The sequence below is a fragment of the Cellulosimicrobium sp. SL-1 genome (assembly GCF_011033075.1).
GTDB lineage: Bacteria > Actinomycetota > Actinomycetes > Actinomycetales > Cellulomonadaceae > Cellulosimicrobium > Cellulosimicrobium funkei.
Map to the genome: position 1 here is coordinate 155,578 of NZ_JAACJC010000003.1, position 15,453 is coordinate 171,030.

The following is a 15,453-nucleotide window of genomic DNA, read 5'->3' on the forward strand; positions in this document are numbered from 1 at the left end:
AGGTCGAGGCCTGGTGCCGTCCGGTCGCTCCCGCCGCGCGAAGGGCCGCTCTCCCCAGGTCACGCTCCGCTCGCACGACCCGGCGGACCGCTGACCGTGCCGGTCGCGGACCCTCGTCGCGCCCTCGCCGGCCCGTGTCAGGAGCGCCGGCCTCTCGCGTGTGCCGAGCCGGAGCAGACGGTGGCGGCCGTTCATCGCGCGCTCGCCGGGCCGGCCCGTGCGGCGGCGGTCGCGCGGCCGAGCGTGGCGCCGAGGAACGTCACGCCGGCTCTCGACTCGACGTCCACCCGGACGACCCCGGCGCCCTGCTCCGTGCACGCGACGACCACGGCCCGGTTGCGCGCCGCGGCCTCGCGCGCCCGGCCGCAGGGTTCCCACCCGTCGCGGACTGCCGTCGCCGCCGCGAGCGCCGCGAGGTCGGCTCCGGTCTGCGCCGTGCCACGCGCCGCCTGCGCCTGCGCGAGCCCGGCGAGCGCGAGCGCCAGTACGAGGACCGCCGCGACGACCCCGAGCACCAGCACCGTGCCTGCTCCGTGCTCGACGTCGAGGTGCACGGCCACCCCCGGCCTCGCACCCGGCCGGCCGTCGGCCTCGGTCCCGATCGCGGTCTCGATCCCGCTTCCGGCCCGAGTCTCGGCACCGGTCCCGGTCTCGGTCCCGGTCTCGGTCTCCGTCTCGGTCTCGGTCTCGGTCTCGGTCTCCGTCTCGGTCTCCGTCTCGGTCTCGGTCTCGGTCTCGGTCTCGGTCTCGGTCTCGGTCTCGGTGCACCGTCCCCCCGGAGGCCGCGCCGCGATCACGGCTCGGCCCATGCGACGGCCGCGCCGCTCGCGCGCAACGGCGACCCGGCGAGCCACCCGCCCACGACGGGCGTCGTGACGCGCACCTCGACCCACGGGTCGCCGCGCAGCACGCCGACCGTCGCGCCGGCTCCGGCGACCCGGAGCGCGGTCGCGCGCACGGTCGCGTCGTCCTCACCGATGGCCACCGCCCGGGCGGCGGCCCTCGCCGCGTCGGCGGAGCGCATCTGGGCGCCCGCCGCCGCGGCGAGGGTGAGGACCACGACGAGCACCAGGACGACCGCCGGCAGGGCGACCGCGAGCTCGGCCGTGACCGCACCACGCTCTCCGCCCTGACGGACCCGGCCCCTCAGCCGGCGGTTCTCCGCCCCGGCGTCCCGTCGCACGGGCTCAGCCCAGCGAGAGCGCGCTGCGCACGATGCCGAGCAGCATCTCGCGCACCTCGCCGCTCTTCAGCACGACGATGAGCAGCCCGGCGAAGCCCGCGGCCGCGACCGTCGCGATGGCGTACTCCGCCGTCGCGAGACCCGCCTCGCCGTCCTGCCCCGTGCTCGTCCCCGTCAGGCGCGCGAACGCGCGTCGCGGCTGTCGTGTCATCTCCGGCTCCCCTCGTGTGGCCCACGTCGTGCGGGCGGTCGGGGAGACTCTGCCGGGACCTGCACTCCTGCCGCACCCCACCGCGGGGCGTCGGTGGACGGGGCTCTCAAGACGACGACCTGTGCACGGCAGCGCGCGCTCCGCCCGCGTCGACGGGTCGGACCACCAGCACTCCGTCGCACGATCAGCACCCGGTCGACGGGTCGAGCCGCTAGCACTCCGTCGCACGAACAGCATCCGGTCAACAGGTCGAGCCACCGGCAACCCGTCGCACGATCAGCACCCGTCGTCAGGTCGCGCGAGCAGCACCCCCGGCGACGGGTCGATAGACCAGCCCCAGCCAACCGGGGCGCGGTCAGCCCCAGGTGAGCGGGTCGAGCTCGAGGTGGAAGCGGAGCCTGCCGGGGTCGACCGGGGACCCGTAGCGCGGCGCGAGTGACTCTTCCAGGGCACGCACGTGCTCCGGCCAGGTGTCCTGGGCGTTCGCCAGGAGGAGGGAGAGGTCGGCGTGCCGGTCGGCGACCCCGAGCCGCCCGACGTCGACGAACCCCCGGAGCTCCAGCGTCTCGGGGTCGAGCAGGACGTTGGGCAGGCACAGGTCGCCGTGGCAGACCACGAGGTCCGTCGCCTGCTGCTCCCGCCGCCACGGCAGCTCGGCGAGGAGCTCCGCGAGGAGGTCCGCGGGGTCACGGGTCTCCTGCTCCGGCCGCAGGAACTCCGGGTGCACGCGGCCGCCGTCGACCACGTCGCGGGCGAGGGCGACCATGGCGTCGAGGCTCCGGTCGAACGGGCAGTCGGCCACGGAGAGGTCGTGGAGGGTCCGCGCCGCCGCGAGGACGCTCGTCCAGGCGCGGTCGACCTGGTCGGGGCGGACTGTGTCAGCGGGCACGCCCGGCACCGTGCGCGTCACGAGGACGGCCTGCTCCCCGGTGTCCTCCCACGCCAGCACCTCGGGGACGGCGATCCCGTGGGCAGCCGCCCAGAGCGCGCGGTCCCGTTCGTCCGCCAGGTCGGCCGCCTGGTCCGGGCCCACGACCTTGGCGTGCCGTGCGCCGTCCGCGCTGACGAGCACGCGGGCCGAGGACTCGCCGCTCCCGACGTCCCGCCAGGCGTCGTCCCGGAGCGCGGCAGGCACATGGGAGACAGGGGACGGGTCCATGCGGCCACCGTAGCGACCCCACTCGACCCGACCCGACACCGGCCCCGGCGCCGGCCCGAAAACAACACCGACGGCCGCCTCTGCCTCCGGACCTCCGACGCCTATCCGGAGAGCAGACCCGCCCCGAGGGAGACGAGGACGGGCAGCAGCCCGACGAGCACGAACGCGGGCAGGAAGCACGCGCCGAGCGGGAGCACGAGGTGCACGGCGAGCCGTGCCGCGGCAGCCTTGGCCGCTCCGGTCCGGTCCTGGCGCGACGCCCCGGCCGCTGCCCGCAGCGACGACGCCGGAGCGGCGCCGTGCAGCCACGCGGGCCGCAGCGCGCGCTGCACGACCCCGAGCCTCGGCGGTGCACCCGCCCAGGCACCGTCCCACGACGCCCCGAGGAGGAGCGCCGCGCCGGCGGCGCGCAGCCCCGCACCGTCGCGGCCCCCGACGCACGACCCGACGACGTCGAGCGCTCGCGGGATCGCCGCCCCCGACCCGACGGCGGCCGCGAGCAGCTCGAGGAGCACCCCGGTCTCGATGCCGGGTTCGCGGTCGTCATCCCGGCGCCGTCGGCCGCCCGGGCCGTCGGCGGGATCGTCGGGCCCGGGCGCTGCCCGCCCGACGGCGACGAGGCGCCGTCCGACCTCGGTGCGCGCGGACCACCACGGCGCCGCGGCCGCCAGGACGCAGAGCGCCACGAGGACGAGGGTCACCGGTGCTCTCCTTCCCGGGCGGGCCGCGCCGCGCGCCGCGCGATCACCCGTCGTCCCCTGCGGTGCGCGCCCGCTCGACGAGCCGAGCTGACCACGTGCGGCCCGCGACGAGCAGCAGGACCCCGAGGAGCACGCCCGCCGTCCCGAGGCCGCCGTCGGTCGCGGTGGCGAGCGGGTCGGCGCCCAGCACGTAGCCGAGCAGGACCCCGACGACCGGGAGCCAGAGCAGCACGCGGGCGGTCGCGCGCGGTCCGGCGAGCGCCGCCTCCCGCTCGGCCCGCGCCTCGGCGTCCGCGGCCACAGACGCGGCGACCTCGTCGAGCACGGTCGCGAGCGGCGCACCGAGCTCCGCGGCCAGCCGGCACGCCGCGACGAGGGCACGCGCCGTCGCCGGGCCGCCGACGTGCGGCGCGAGGTCCGCGACCCGCGGGACACCCCCGCCGTCGACCCGGACCCCGACCGCACGACCCCACGCGACACCCGGCGCGGCTCCGGACCGCAGGAGCGCCCCGACCTGCGTCACGACGACGCGCACGAGCTCGGGCACCGCTTGCGGTCGGGCCGGGCGGCGCAGGACGGACCACCGCACGCCGCGCGACGCCGACCGACCGACGACCCTGCGCGCCGACCGACCGCCCCGGGCCGTGGCGCACCAGACCGCGGCACCGACGAGGAGACCCACGAGGACCGTCATGCGCGCACTCCCCCGCCGCGCACCGTCCGGGCCGCACCGGCGCGGAGACTCCCGGCACGTCGTCGCGTCATGCGGACCACCGCCCCACGAGCTCGTCCCACGCCGGTCCCGCGACCGGCCCCGCCGCGCCCGTCGACCCGCCGCCCGGCGACCCGTCTCCCGTCGACCCGCCGCCCGGCGACCCGCCGCCCGGCGACCCGCCTACCGTCGACCCGCCGCAGGGCGACCCACCGCCCGGCGGCACGACGGTCCCGTCCCACGACCCCGCGACGTCCACGCGCAGCGCGCCGCGCTCGTCCTGCCGCACGACGCCGAGCTGCGCGAGGACGCGCCGGGTCGTGCCCGCGCTGCGGACGCGGCGCAGGTGCAGCACGACATCGAGGCCGCCCGCGGCCTGCGCGGCGACGGCGGCCCGGTCCATACCTGCGAGCGCCGCGAGCGCCTCCAGCCGGGCGGGGACCACCTCGACGTCGTTGGCGTGGATCGTCGCGAGGCCGCCGTCGTGGCCCGTGTTGAGCGCCATGAGCACCTCGCGGACCTCCGGCCCGCGGCACTCGCCGAGCACGATGCGGTCGGGCCGCATGCGTAGCGCGGCGCGCACGAGGTCGGCGAGGTCCACGCCGCCCGCGCCCTCGACGTTGGGACGCCTCGCGGTGAGCGGGACGACGTGGGGGTGGTCCGGGTCGAGCTCGCGCGCCTCCTCGACGCAGACGACCCGCTCGTCGGGCGGGACGAGCGCGAGGAGGGCGGCGAGGAGCGTCGTCTTGCCGGTGCCGGTACCGCCGGAGACGAGGACGTTCGCGCGCCGCGCGACGAGGCCGCGCAGCACCGGCTCCCACGCGTGCGGGACGGTGCCGCCCGCCACGAGGTCGTCGAGCCGGAACGTCCGGGTCCGCAGGACGCGCAGCGAGACGACGGCCCCCGTCGCGCACACGGGCGCGACGACGGCGTGCAACCGGGTCCCGTCCGGAAGGCGGGCGTCGACGACGGGCGACGCGTCGTCGAGCCGCTGCCCGCCCGCCGCGGCGAGGCGCACCGCGAGCGCCCGCACCGCCTCGGGGCCGCCGAGCGCGACCTCGACCCGCTCGAGACCGGCGCCGCGGTCGACCCACACGTCGTCGGGCCCGTTGACGAGCACGTCCGTCACGCCGGGCTCGTCGAGGTACCGCTGGAGCGGCCCGGCCCCGAAGATCTCCGCGTGGGCGGTCCGGGTCAGCTCGCGCAGCGCGGTCGTGCCGAGCACCCGGCCCGACGCCCGCAGCGCGTCCGCGACGGCCGCGTCGCCGAGCGCCTCGGTGGCGCCGCCCGGCTCGTCGCCCGACCGCACGAGGCGGTCCCGGACGCCGTCGAGCAGGGCGACCCGGCCGCGCTCGGCACGCGGCGGCGCCTCCCCACGGCGCTGCGCCCCGTCCGTGGCACCCCCGTCACGACCACGCCCGCCGCGCGGTGCACGCGCCTCCCGCGCGCTCACCGGGCGGGCCCGAGGTAGCGCGCGGCGAGCTCGCGACCGGCCCGGACGACCGGCCCGCGCCCGACGCACGGTCCGTGCCCCCGCTCGACCGCGCCGGCGAGCGCACGGTCCCACCCGGCGGTGGCGGCGACGTCGAGCCCGACCGCGGCGGCCACCTCGGGCGGCGAGAGCCGACCGGGTGCGGGGCCGCGCGCGACGAGGGCGGCCCGGCCCGGCAGACGGTCGCGCACCGCAGCGGCGCCCGCGACCCCGGCGACGTCGAGCGGGGTCACGAGGAGCACCTCGTCGCACGCCTCGAGCAGCGACGCCCCGGCCGCACCCGCCCCGAGGGCCGCACGGTCGGCGTCGAGCACGAGCACCCCGGACCTCGCCGCCGTGGCCTCGGCGAGCGCGGCGACGACGTCGGCGAGCGCCGCCTGCTCCGGGCCTCCGCCGCGCTCGGTGCTGACGACCGGCACGGTGCCCCAGCGGGGCAGGCGCGCAAGGAGGTCGTCGCCGTCGAGCCGGCCCCGCGCGTCGGCGAGGTCCGGCCAGCGCACGCCCGGGTCCTGCTCGACACCGAGCAGGACGTCGAGGCCCCCGCCCACGAGGGAGAGGTCGACCAGGCACGTCGGCGCGCGCCGCCGCGCGACCGCCCGGGCCAACGACGCGGCGACGACGCTCGCCCCCGCCCCGCCGCGCGCACCGACCACCGCCACGACCGCTCCGTCCATCGCGCTCCCCCGCCCTCCGTCGACCGGGGACCATCGTGCCCTCTGGGCGAGGGCCGCCGTCGGCCCCCGACCCGCCCTGGGGACGGGCCGGTCGGCGAGCGCTCCTGGGGACGGCCACGTTCCGCCGCTAGGCTCGCGACCGTGACCCCGCTCCCGGACCCGACGGACCCGCCGCGCGCCGGCCGGGTCGCCGCGTTCTTCGACCTGGACAAGACGATCATCGCGACGTCGTCGGCCGCGGCGTTCTCGCGGCCGTTCTTCGCGGGCGGGCTCATCAACCGCGGGGACGTGCTGCGCAGCGCGTACGCGCACTTCCTGTTCATGGTGGGCGGGGCCGACGCGGACCAGACGGAGCGCATGCGCGCGCACCTGTCGAACCTCGTGACCGGCTGGGACGTCGCGACCGTCTCTCGCATCGTCGAGGAGACGCTCCACGAGCACATCGACCCGGTCGTGTACGCGGAGGCGGTCGAGCTCATCGAGTCGCACCACGAGCACGGGCACGACGTCGTCATCGTCTCCGCCTCGGGGAGCGAGGTGGTGGAGCCCATCGCCGCGGTGCTCGGGGCCGACCACGCCATCTCGTCCCGGATGGCCGTCGAGGGCGGGCGCTACACCGGCGCGATCGACTTCTACGCGTACGGCGAGAACAAGGCCGTCGCCCTGCGCGAGCTCGCGGAGCGCGAGGGCTACGACCTGGCGGCGAGCTACGCGTACTCGGACTCCGTGACCGACGCGCCGATGCTGGGCGCCGTCGGCCACGCGTTCGTCGTCAACCCCGACCGGACGCTGCGTCGTCTCGCCGCCGAGCACGGGTGGGGCGCGCTGACGTTCTCGCGGCCCGTCGCCCTGCGCTCGCAGCTCGCCGCGCCGACGCCGGTGCTCGCCGCCGCAGGCCTCGTCGGGCTCGGCGTCGTCGGGTGGCTCGTGTGGCGGGCCTGGCGCCGCCGCTCGCGCGGCTGACCCTCTTCAGCGTCGCCGCCCGCGCGGCTGACCCGCCCGTCCGGCCCCCGCGGACGACCGCCGAAGGGCCCGATCCGGACCTCCCGGACCAACCGCACCGGCGTGTTCGAACCCCGGTAGAACACGATGTGGAAGAACCCCCGGAGCGCTTGCGCCCGTCGCCCCGGCGGGCTGTGATGGAGGGACAACAGCACCGCGGCGGTACCCACGCGCAGGGCAGTCCACCGAAGGACGCGCTGACCGGGACGGACCAGGCCACGACGGCCCCCGACCCGTTGCAGCGACTTGGAGCGAGCGCGCCTGTTCACCGCCGCCGCTGGCGACCACGGCGTCCGCGAGGGCGCCGTCGTCGTGTCCGGGCTCACGCGCCCCGTTCCCGCGTCGCGGCCCGCCGGCCGGGCGATACTGGGGCCCATGACGTCAGCGCCGAGTGTCTCCTCCTCCATCACCGCCCGCCTCCAGGTCGAGGCCCGCCCCACCGCCGTGAGCGAGCTGACGACGGCGATCGAGCACACCGGGGGCATCGTCACCGCCCTGGACGTGACGGCGTCGGGCCACGAGCGCATCACCGTCGACGTCACGGTCGCGACGCGCGGCGAGGAGCACGCCGGGCAGATCGTCGAGGCGCTGCGCGCGCTCCCGGGCGTCGTCGTGGACCGCGTCTCCGACCGCACGTTCCTGCTGCACCTGGGCGGCAAGCTGAAGATCGAGTCCAAGGTGCCGATCCGCAACCGCGACGACCTGTCGATGATCTACACACCGGGCGTCGCGCGCGTGTGCGAGGCCATCGCCGCCAAGCCCGACGACGCCCGCCGCCTGACGATCAAGCGCAACACCATCGCGGTGGTCACCGACGGGTCGGCCGTGCTCGGGCTGGGCGACATCGGCCCGCTCGCGTCACTGCCCGTCATGGAGGGCAAGGCGGCCCTGTTCAAGCGGTTCGCCGACATCGACGCGTTCCCCATCGCGCTCGACACGACCGACGTCGACGAGATCGTGCGGACGGTCAAGGCGATCGCGCCCGTGTTCGCGGGCATCAACCTCGAGGACATCTCGGCCCCCCGGTGCTTCGAGATCGAGGCACGGCTGCGGGCCGAGCTCGACATCCCCGTGTTCCACGACGACCAGCACGGCACCGCCATCGTGGCGCTCGCCGCGCTGACCAACGCGCTCAAGGTCGTGGGCAAGCAGCTGCCCGACGTGCGCATCGTCCTCTCGGGCGCGGGTGCGGCCGGGACCGCGGTGCTCAAGCTGCTCCTCGCGGCGGGCGCGCACGACGTCGTCGTCGCGGACATCGAGGGCGTCGTGCACCCGGGCCGCCCCGGCCTGTCCCCGTCCCTCGCGTGGACCGCGGTCAACACGAACCCGCGGCGCGTCACCGGCACGCTGCGCGGGGCCGTCGTCGACGCGGACGTGTTCATCGGCGTCTCCGCGCCGGACGTCCTCACCGGCGACGACGTCGCGCGCATGGCCCCCGACGCCATCGTGTTCGCGATGGCGAACCCGCGGCCCGAGGTCGACCCGGTCGAGGCGGCGGAGCACGCGGCCATCGTCGGCACCGGGCGCTCCGACTTCGCGAACCAGATCAACAACGTGCTCGCGTTCCCGGGCGTGTTCCGCGGCCTGCTCGACGCGCGGTCGCACCGGATCACCGACGCGATGCTGCTCGCCGCCGCCCGCGCGCTCGCGTCCGCGATCCACGAGGACCAGCTCAACCCGACCTACATCATCCCGAGCGTGTTCAACCCGGAGGTGACGACGCTCGTCGCCGCGGCGGTCGAGCGCGCCGCGCGCGAGGACGGCGTCGCCGAGCCTCCCGCGCTGACCGGCGGCCTCCCGCGCGTCGCGACCACGACGTCCGCCCCGACCACCACCGCCCCGGAGGCCTGAGCGTGCAGCGCGTCACGACCCGCAACGCGGCGTTCCAGCAGTGGGAGGCCCTGCTCACCAACCGCACGAAGCGGCACCGGGCGGGCGAGATGGTCGTCCAGGGGGTCCGGCCCATCACGCTCGCCGTCGAGTCCGGGTGGACCGTGCGGACGTGGCTCGTCGACGCCGACCGGTCGCTGTCGTCGTGGGCCCACACGATGCTCGACCGGGTCCGCGCACAGCGGTTCGCCGTGTCGTCCGCGCTCCTGCGCGAGCTCGGCGGCAAGGAGGACGAGACGCCCGAGCTCCTCGCCGTCGTCGCGACGCCGCCCGACGACCTGGGCCGGATCGGCGGCGGCACCGTGGACGCCGACTTCCTCGGCGTCGTGCTCGACCGACCCACGAGCCCGGGCAACGTGGGGACCGTCGCGCGGTCGCTCGACGCGTTCGGCGGGAGCGGGCTCGTCGTCGCCGGGCACGCGGCCGACCCGTACGACCCGCGCGCCGTGCGCGCGAGCACCGGCTCGATCTTCTCCGTCCCGACCGTCCGCGTCCCCGCGGGGCGCGACGTCCTCGACTGGGTCGCCGCGCAGCGCTCCTCCGGGGCCCCGCTGACCCTGGTCGGGACCGACGAGCACGGCGACGTCGAGCTCGCCGACCACGACCTCACGGGCCCGACGCTCGTCGTCACGGGCAACGAGACCACCGGGCTCAGCGCGGGCTGGCGCGAGGCGTGCGACGTCATGGTGAGCATCCCCATGCTCGGCTCGGCGAGCTCGCTCAACGCCGCGAGCGCGACGACGGTCGTGCTGTACGAGGCCGTGCGCCAGCGCCGGGCGCGCTGACGGCACGCACGGCGGCGGTCGGCGCACGCCCGACGGCGGGTGCGGCGTCCCGGGGGGGGGGCGCCGCACCCGCCGTCGTCCCCGCGTCAGGACGAGCGCGGCGCCGTGCTGCCCGGGGCCCGGGTGATGTGGTGCACCGCCTGCGTGCGCAGGCCGGCCCCGTTGAACTCCTGGTAGATCTCCTTCGCCTCCTGCAGCGCCTGCTTGACCTGGTTCTTGTCGAGGTGAGCCGCGGTCAGCTGGTTCTGGTAGAGGTACAGGAACGTGTTGAAGTCGATCTTCGTCAGGTCCACCGTGGACTTGACCGCGACGAACGCGCTGATGCGCTCCATCTTCTCGTAGATGCCGCGGGCCGAGACGTTGAGGTACCACGCCTTGAGGTCGACCCGGACGATGGACAGGCCCTCGGTCACGACGTAGTACTCCTCCATCGTGCCCGTCGACGCCGACGCGCCGCCGAGGAACACGGTGAGGGCCTCGGAGATGAGGCCGCCCACCCCGTCGATGATGCTGTCCGCCGTCCCCGAGACGAACGACTTGAGCGACGACTTCACGGTGTCGGCGAGGTGCTCCGTCGACGTGGACGTGAAGGCGTGCACCTCCTTCTTGGACGCGAGGATGGACGTGATGGGCACGGTCGAGTTCGTGCCTCCCGCCCCGCGGAGCGACTCCTGGATCTTCGCCTCGAACAGCTCGGCCTTCGTCTCGCCGAGCCGGGCGAGCGACTCCACGACCTCGCGCTGCGTCTGCGCGAGCTCGTCGCTGTTGTCGAACTGCTTGACGATGTCTCTCACGAGCGACATGACTTCCTCCGATGACGTGTGGTGCGGTGTCGGAGCGCGGCGACCGCCCCGCCCCCGTGGCGCGAGGTCAGAAGACGACCTGCGTGCCCTGCAGGTCGACCTGCCTGCTCAGCGCGTCCGGCCGCGGGTAGCGGGCGTCCGCCGGGACGGGCCGGTTGTAGCCGTAGACCCAGACGCCCTCGAGCACCCGCTCCTCCTCGAGCGCGAGGGCGAGCCCCGCCGAGAAGTTGGAGACGTTCTCGGCGCACGCGTGCACGAGCACCGGGCCGACCGGTCCGGGCGCCCGGGCGAGGAGCCGGGCGACCTGCCGCCGGTTCCACCCCCAGTCGTCGGCGCCGTTCCCCTCGTCGCCGATCTCCTCGTCGTTGCCGTGCGCGGACAGGCAGACCGGGCCCCGCGCCGTCGCGAGCGCCGCGACGAGCGCCCGTTCCGCCGCGGCCCGTGAGCCCTTCGGAAGCAGGACGACCTCGCCCCACGCGTCCGCCCCGGAACCGTGCTCCTCGACGGCCTCGCGGATGTCGTCGTCCTGTGTGCAGACCACCAGCATGTCGTGCCCCCTCTCGTGCGTCGGCGGGGCTGCGTCGCCCCGCCGTCGGCCCGGTGCCTTCGTCCGGGTCCGTCGCCAGGATCCGCCGGGCGCCGACCGCCCCACATCGTCAGTTCTGACTATCTGCGGACGGGACGGCCGCCCCGTGCGCGGGCCAGGGCGGCGGAGGCCGCGAGCTGCGACGAGACGCCGAGCTTGCCGAGGATCGAGCGGACGTGGGCGCGCACGGTCGCGACCGACAGCACGAGGGCAGCCGCGATCTCGGCCACCGACCGTCCGCCCGCGAGGTGCTCCAGCACCTCGGTCTCCCGTCCCGTGAGCGACGCCACCGCCCGGCGGTCGCGCACGACCCCCACGAGCTGGTCCACCAGCAGCGCGTCGCCCGCGCGCACGTCCCCCGCGAGCATGCGGGCGACCGTCCGCACCTGGTCGCCGAACGGGCGCTCCGCGGCGACGACCAGCGCGCCGGCGCGCGCGGCGACGAGCAGCCGGTCCGCGGCGACCGCGGCGCCCACGACCACGACCGGGCCCGGGCGCCGCAGGACCGCGAGCAGCGGCGGGCCGGGGAGGGAGCCCGCGTCGTCGGCCACGAGCACGAGCCCGCGGCGGCCGCCGGGCCCCGGCCGGAGGGCGTCCTCGGGCACCGTGCGCGCCCCGCGGCAACCGACGGCGCGCAGCCCGGCGGCCACGGCGACGGCGAGCACGCGGTCGCGGGACGCGACGTCGACGCCGTCGTCCCGGCGTGCGGGCGCGGCAGGGCGCGACCGCGCGCCCCGCACCGCCGCGTACGCCAACCCGCCCCCTGTGCCTCGCCGCGAGGCCGCACGCTCCGCGAGGAACGTGAGCCCATGGTGGGGCACCACCCCCCGGGCGGCAACAGCGCGCCGGGGTGCCCGGCGGGTCCCCCGACGGCGCGCTCCCCCGCCGTCCGGGGCGCTCGCCCGCTCCTTTGCGAGCACTCTCGCCGAATCCCGGACGGATGTGACCGCGCTCACCGCAGGAGGTCTACACTCGCCAGGTCGGGGCCCCGGTCGTGCGGCCGTCCGCCCCGTCGTACCGTCGTACCGTCACGCCGCCCCCGGGCGGCCGCCGCGGTCGGCGGGACCGCACCAGAGTCGATGCGCACCGGAGGTCAGCGTGCCAGAGAACGAGCCCGAGGCCGCAGCAGCGGCCACCACGTCCAGCCTGGAGAACCTCCTCCACGAGACCCGGAGCTTCCCCCCGAGCCCCGAGTTCGCCGCGCAGGCGAACGCGCAGCCCGAGCTGTACGAGGAGGCGCGGGCCGACCGGCTCGCGTTCTGGGCGCGGCAGGCGAACGACCTCGTCACGTGGCAGACCCCGTTCACCGAGACCCTCGACTGGTCGCAGGCGCCCGTCGCGCGCTGGTTCGCCGACGGCACGCTCAACGCCGCGTACAACGCGGTGGACCGCCACGTCGAGGCGGGTCTGGGCGACCGGGTCGCGATCCACTTCGAGGGCGAGCCGGGCGACACGCGCACCGTCACGTACGCCGAGCTGCAGCGCGACGTCTCGCGCGCGGCCAACGCGCTCGCGGCCCTCGGCGTCGAGACCGGCGACCGCGTCGTCATCTACCTCCCGATGGTCGTCGAGGCCGTCGTGGCGATGCTCGCGTGCGCGCGCATCGGCGCCCCGCACTCGGTCGTGTTCGGCGGGTTCTCCGCCGACGCGCTGCGCAGCCGCATCGCCGACGCCGAGGCGAAGCTCGTCATCACGGCCGACGGCGGCTACCGCCGCGGCGCGGCCTCCGCGCTCAAGCCCGCGGTCGACGAGGCGCTCGCGCCGAAGGAGGGCGCGGAGCCGACGACGGTCGAGCACGTCCTCGTCGTGCGCCGCACCGGCCAGGACACCGCGTGGACCGAGGGCCGCGACGTGTGGTGGCACGACGCGCTCGAGGCCGCCGACACGACGCACACCCCGGTGTGGGTCGAGGCGGAGCACCCGCTGTTCATCCTCTACACGTCGGGCACCACCGGGAAGCCGAAGGGCATCCTCCACACCACGGGCGGCTACCTCACGCAGGCCGCGTACACGCACCGCAACGTGTTCGACCTCAAGGCCGACACCGACGTCTACTGGTGCACCGCCGACATCGGCTGGGTCACGGGCCACTCGTACGTCGTCTACGGCCCGCTGCTCAACGGCGCGACGCAGGTGATCTACGAGGGCACCCCGGACTCCCCGCACCAGGGCCGCTGGTGGGAGATCGTCGAGAAGTACCGGGTCTCGATCCTCTACACCGCGCCGACGGCGATCCGCGCGTGCATGAAGTGGGGCGAGGAGATCCCCGCGAAGTTCGACCTGTCGTCGCTGCGCGTGCTGGGGTCGGTGGGCGAGCCCATCAACCCCGAGGCGTGGATGTGGTACCGCCGCGTCATCGGCGGCGACCGCACGCCCATCGTCGACACGTGGTGGCAGACGGAGACGGGGGCGATCATGATCTCGCCGCTGCCGGGCGTCACGGCGGCCAAGCCGGGCTCCGCCCAGGTGCCGCTGCCGGGCATCGTGGCGGACGTCGTCGACGACGAGGCGCGCTCCGTGCCGAACGGCGGCGGCGGGTACCTCGTGCTGTCCGAGCCGTGGCCGTCGATGCTGCGCGGCATCTGGGGCGACCTCGAGCGCTTCAAGGACACGTACTGGTCGCGCTTCCCGGGCATCTACTTCGCGGGCGACGGCGCCAAGAAGGACGAGGACGGCGACATCTGGCTGCTCGGCCGGGTCGACGACGTCATGAACGTCTCGGGCCACCGCCTGTCCACCACGGAGATCGAGTCGGCGCTCGTCTCGCACGAGATCGTCGCGGAGGCCGCGGTCGTCGGCGCGAGCGACGACCTCACGGGCCAGGCCGTCGTCGCGTTCGTCATCCTGCGCGGCGAGCACGCCGGCCGGGCGTCCGACGCCGACGGCGCGGCGGCCGTGCAGACCGAGCTGCGCAACCACGTCGCGAAGGAGATCGGCCCGATCGCCAAGCCGAAGCGCATCCTCGTGGTGCCCGAGCTCCCGAAGACGCGGTCCGGCAAGATCATGCGCCGCCTCCTGCGGGACGTCGCGGAGAACCGGACGGTGGGCGACGCCACGACCCTCGCGGACTCGTCCGTGATGGAGCTCATCTCGGCGGGCCTGCAGAAGCCGTCGTCGTCGGGCGACTGACGCGCCGCTCGCCGACCACGGGTCGGTGCCGTCGTCCGCGCGATGACGGCACCGGCCCCGTTCTCGTGCGCCGAGCGCCCGGCCGGTGCGCACCGCGATATGCCCGTGCCCGGCGTCCCCGCGACGGCGTAGCGTCGAGGCGTGCCCCGCGTCCCCGCGGCCGACGGCCGCGCCCTCCTCGTCGAGCAGCTCGACCTGCGCAGCGACTGCTCCCGCTGCACGGGCCTCTGCTGCGTGGGCCTGCACCTCGTGCGGTCCGCCGACTTCGCGATCGACAAGCCCGCCGGCACGCCCTGCCCGAACCTGCGCACGGACTTCGGCTGCGGCATCCACGCCCGGCTGCCCGAGTCCGGCTTCCCCGGCTGCGTCGCCTACGACTGCCTGGGCGCGGGCCAGCGCGTGACGGCCGCCGTCCGGGCGGCGCACGACGGCGCGACCTGGCGCGACGACCCCGCCGCCGCGCGCGACGCGTTCGCCGCCCTGCCCGTCGTCACGCAGCTCCAGGAGCTGCTCTGGTACCTCGCGGAGGTGCTCGCGCTCCCCGCGGCCGCCGCCGTGCACGACGACGCCCGGCAGGCGCTCGACCGCACCGCACCCCTGGCCGACCTCGCCGCGGCGGACCTGCTCGCGCTCGACGTCGGCGCCGTCCGTCGCGCCGTCGGCCCGCTGGTCGACCGGGCGAGCGCGCTCGTGCGCGACGCGGCCCGCGACGGCTGGCAGGCGCGCGACGGCCAGCACCGGGCCGGCCGCCGCGGCGCCGCGTCGCCGCACGGCACCGCCCGGTCCGACGCCCCGACGGCACTCCGGGCTCCGAGCGCGGGGGTGCGTCGTCGGCTGCGGCCGGGGGCGGACCTCGTCGGCGCGGACCTCCGCGGGCTGGACCTCACGGCGTCGGACCTGCGGGGCGCGCTGCTTCTCGGTGCCGACCTGCGCGGGGCCCGGCTCGACGCCGTCGACCTGCTCGGCGCCGACCTGCGGGGCGCCGACGCCCGCGGCACCGACCTCTCCCGGGCGCTGTTCCTCACCCCGGCGCAGGTCGGCGCCGTCCGCCGGGACGAGCGCACGGCGCTCCCGGCCGTGCTCGCCTGACGCATCCCGCGGCCGCGCACCCGCGAGATCGGCACCG

Annotated in this window: 16 protein-coding genes; 5 read left to right on the forward strand and 11 right to left on the reverse strand. The window is 76.4% G+C overall.

The window, feature by feature from the left end; all coding sequences use genetic code 11:
* Positions 1-191: 191 nt before the first annotated feature.
* The 8 genes from GWJ10_RS19775 to GWJ10_RS05405 all read right to left on the reverse strand — a co-directional run bounded on the left by GWJ10_RS19775 (position 192) and on the right by GWJ10_RS05405 (position 6,132).
* Complete coding sequence (locus tag GWJ10_RS19775) at positions 192-560, reverse strand: Rv3654c family TadE-like protein (protein WP_163185851.1); 369 nt, start codon at positions 558-560, stop codon at positions 192-194.
* Positions 561-793: 233 nt separating this feature from the next.
* Positions 794-1,183 (reverse strand): TadE family type IV pilus minor pilin, encoded by a 390-nt coding sequence (locus GWJ10_RS05375; protein ID WP_241005680.1) that lies wholly within the window; start codon positions 1,181-1,183, stop codon positions 794-796.
* A gap of 4 nt (positions 1,184-1,187) precedes the next feature.
* Positions 1,188-1,394: a DUF4244 domain-containing protein gene (locus GWJ10_RS05380; RefSeq protein ID WP_043655695.1), complete on the reverse strand. Its 207-nt coding sequence runs from the start codon at positions 1,392-1,394 to the stop codon at positions 1,188-1,190.
* Positions 1,395-1,749: 355 nt separating this feature from the next.
* Positions 1,750-2,553: an aminoglycoside 3'-phosphotransferase gene (locus tag GWJ10_RS05385; protein ID WP_163185853.1), complete on the reverse strand. Its 804-nt coding sequence runs from the start codon at positions 2,551-2,553 to the stop codon at positions 1,750-1,752.
* Positions 2,554-2,654: 101 nt separating this feature from the next.
* On the reverse strand, positions 2,655-3,254 hold the full coding sequence (locus GWJ10_RS05390) for a type II secretion system F family protein (RefSeq protein ID WP_163185855.1): 600 nt from the start codon (positions 3,252-3,254) through the stop codon (positions 2,655-2,657).
* A gap of 43 nt (positions 3,255-3,297) precedes the next feature.
* Positions 3,298-3,948, reverse strand: coding sequence for a hypothetical protein (locus GWJ10_RS05395; protein WP_163185857.1), 651 nt, complete (start codon positions 3,946-3,948; stop codon positions 3,298-3,300).
* A 67-nt stretch (positions 3,949-4,015) separates the two neighbouring features.
* The gene (locus tag GWJ10_RS05400) at positions 4,016-5,275 is read right to left on the reverse strand and encodes a TadA family conjugal transfer-associated ATPase (protein WP_163186337.1); all 1,260 of its coding nucleotides are present in this window, start codon (positions 5,273-5,275) and stop codon (positions 4,016-4,018) included.
* Between the two features lie 140 nt (positions 5,276-5,415).
* Entirely contained in the window at positions 5,416-6,132 is a 717-nt protein-coding gene (locus tag GWJ10_RS05405) for a pilus assembly protein FlpE (protein ID WP_163185859.1), read from the reverse strand.
* 141 nt (positions 6,133-6,273) lie between these two features.
* Between GWJ10_RS05405 and GWJ10_RS05410 the strand changes: the two genes are divergently transcribed.
* The 3 genes from GWJ10_RS05410 (at position 6,274) to GWJ10_RS05420 (ending at position 9,809) form a co-directional block, all read left to right on the forward strand.
* A complete protein-coding gene (locus GWJ10_RS05410) occupies positions 6,274-7,095 on the forward strand; it encodes an HAD-IB family hydrolase (protein ID WP_076403453.1) in 822 nt (273 codons plus the stop codon).
* Between the two features lie 414 nt (positions 7,096-7,509).
* On the forward strand, positions 7,510-8,985 hold the full coding sequence (locus GWJ10_RS05415) for an NAD-dependent malic enzyme (RefSeq protein ID WP_163185862.1): 1,476 nt from the start codon (positions 7,510-7,512) through the stop codon (positions 8,983-8,985).
* A 2-nt stretch (positions 8,986-8,987) separates the two neighbouring features.
* The gene (locus GWJ10_RS05420) at positions 8,988-9,809 is read left to right on the forward strand and encodes an RNA methyltransferase (RefSeq protein WP_346773824.1); all 822 of its coding nucleotides are present in this window, start codon (positions 8,988-8,990) and stop codon (positions 9,807-9,809) included.
* A gap of 86 nt (positions 9,810-9,895) precedes the next feature.
* On the opposite strand, the gene GWJ10_RS05425 is transcribed toward GWJ10_RS05420, so the two are convergent.
* The 3 genes from GWJ10_RS05425 to GWJ10_RS05435 form a co-directional block, all read right to left on the reverse strand.
* A complete protein-coding gene (locus tag GWJ10_RS05425; RefSeq protein WP_021483279.1) occupies positions 9,896-10,612 on the reverse strand; it encodes a hypothetical protein in 717 nt (238 codons plus the stop codon).
* 67 nt (positions 10,613-10,679) lie between these two features.
* Positions 10,680-11,153 carry a hypothetical protein gene (locus GWJ10_RS05430; protein ID WP_163185865.1) on the reverse strand — a complete coding sequence of 158 codons (474 nt, stop codon included), beginning with the start codon at positions 11,151-11,153 and terminating at the stop codon, positions 10,680-10,682.
* A 125-nt stretch (positions 11,154-11,278) separates the two neighbouring features.
* Positions 11,279-11,953: a LuxR C-terminal-related transcriptional regulator gene (locus tag GWJ10_RS05435; protein WP_163185868.1), complete on the reverse strand. Its 675-nt coding sequence runs from the start codon at positions 11,951-11,953 to the stop codon at positions 11,279-11,281.
* Positions 11,954-12,296: 343 nt separating this feature from the next.
* Between GWJ10_RS05435 and acs the strand changes: the two genes are divergently transcribed.
* The gene (acs, locus tag GWJ10_RS05440) at positions 12,297-14,327 is read left to right on the forward strand and encodes an acetate--CoA ligase (RefSeq protein ID WP_163185871.1); all 2,031 of its coding nucleotides are present in this window, start codon (positions 12,297-12,299) and stop codon (positions 14,325-14,327) included.
* Between the two features lie 141 nt (positions 14,328-14,468).
* Positions 14,469-15,416 carry a pentapeptide repeat-containing protein gene (locus GWJ10_RS05445; RefSeq protein WP_163185874.1) on the forward strand — a complete coding sequence of 316 codons (948 nt, stop codon included), beginning with the start codon at positions 14,469-14,471 and terminating at the stop codon, positions 15,414-15,416.
* Positions 15,417-15,453: the final 37 nt, after the last annotated feature.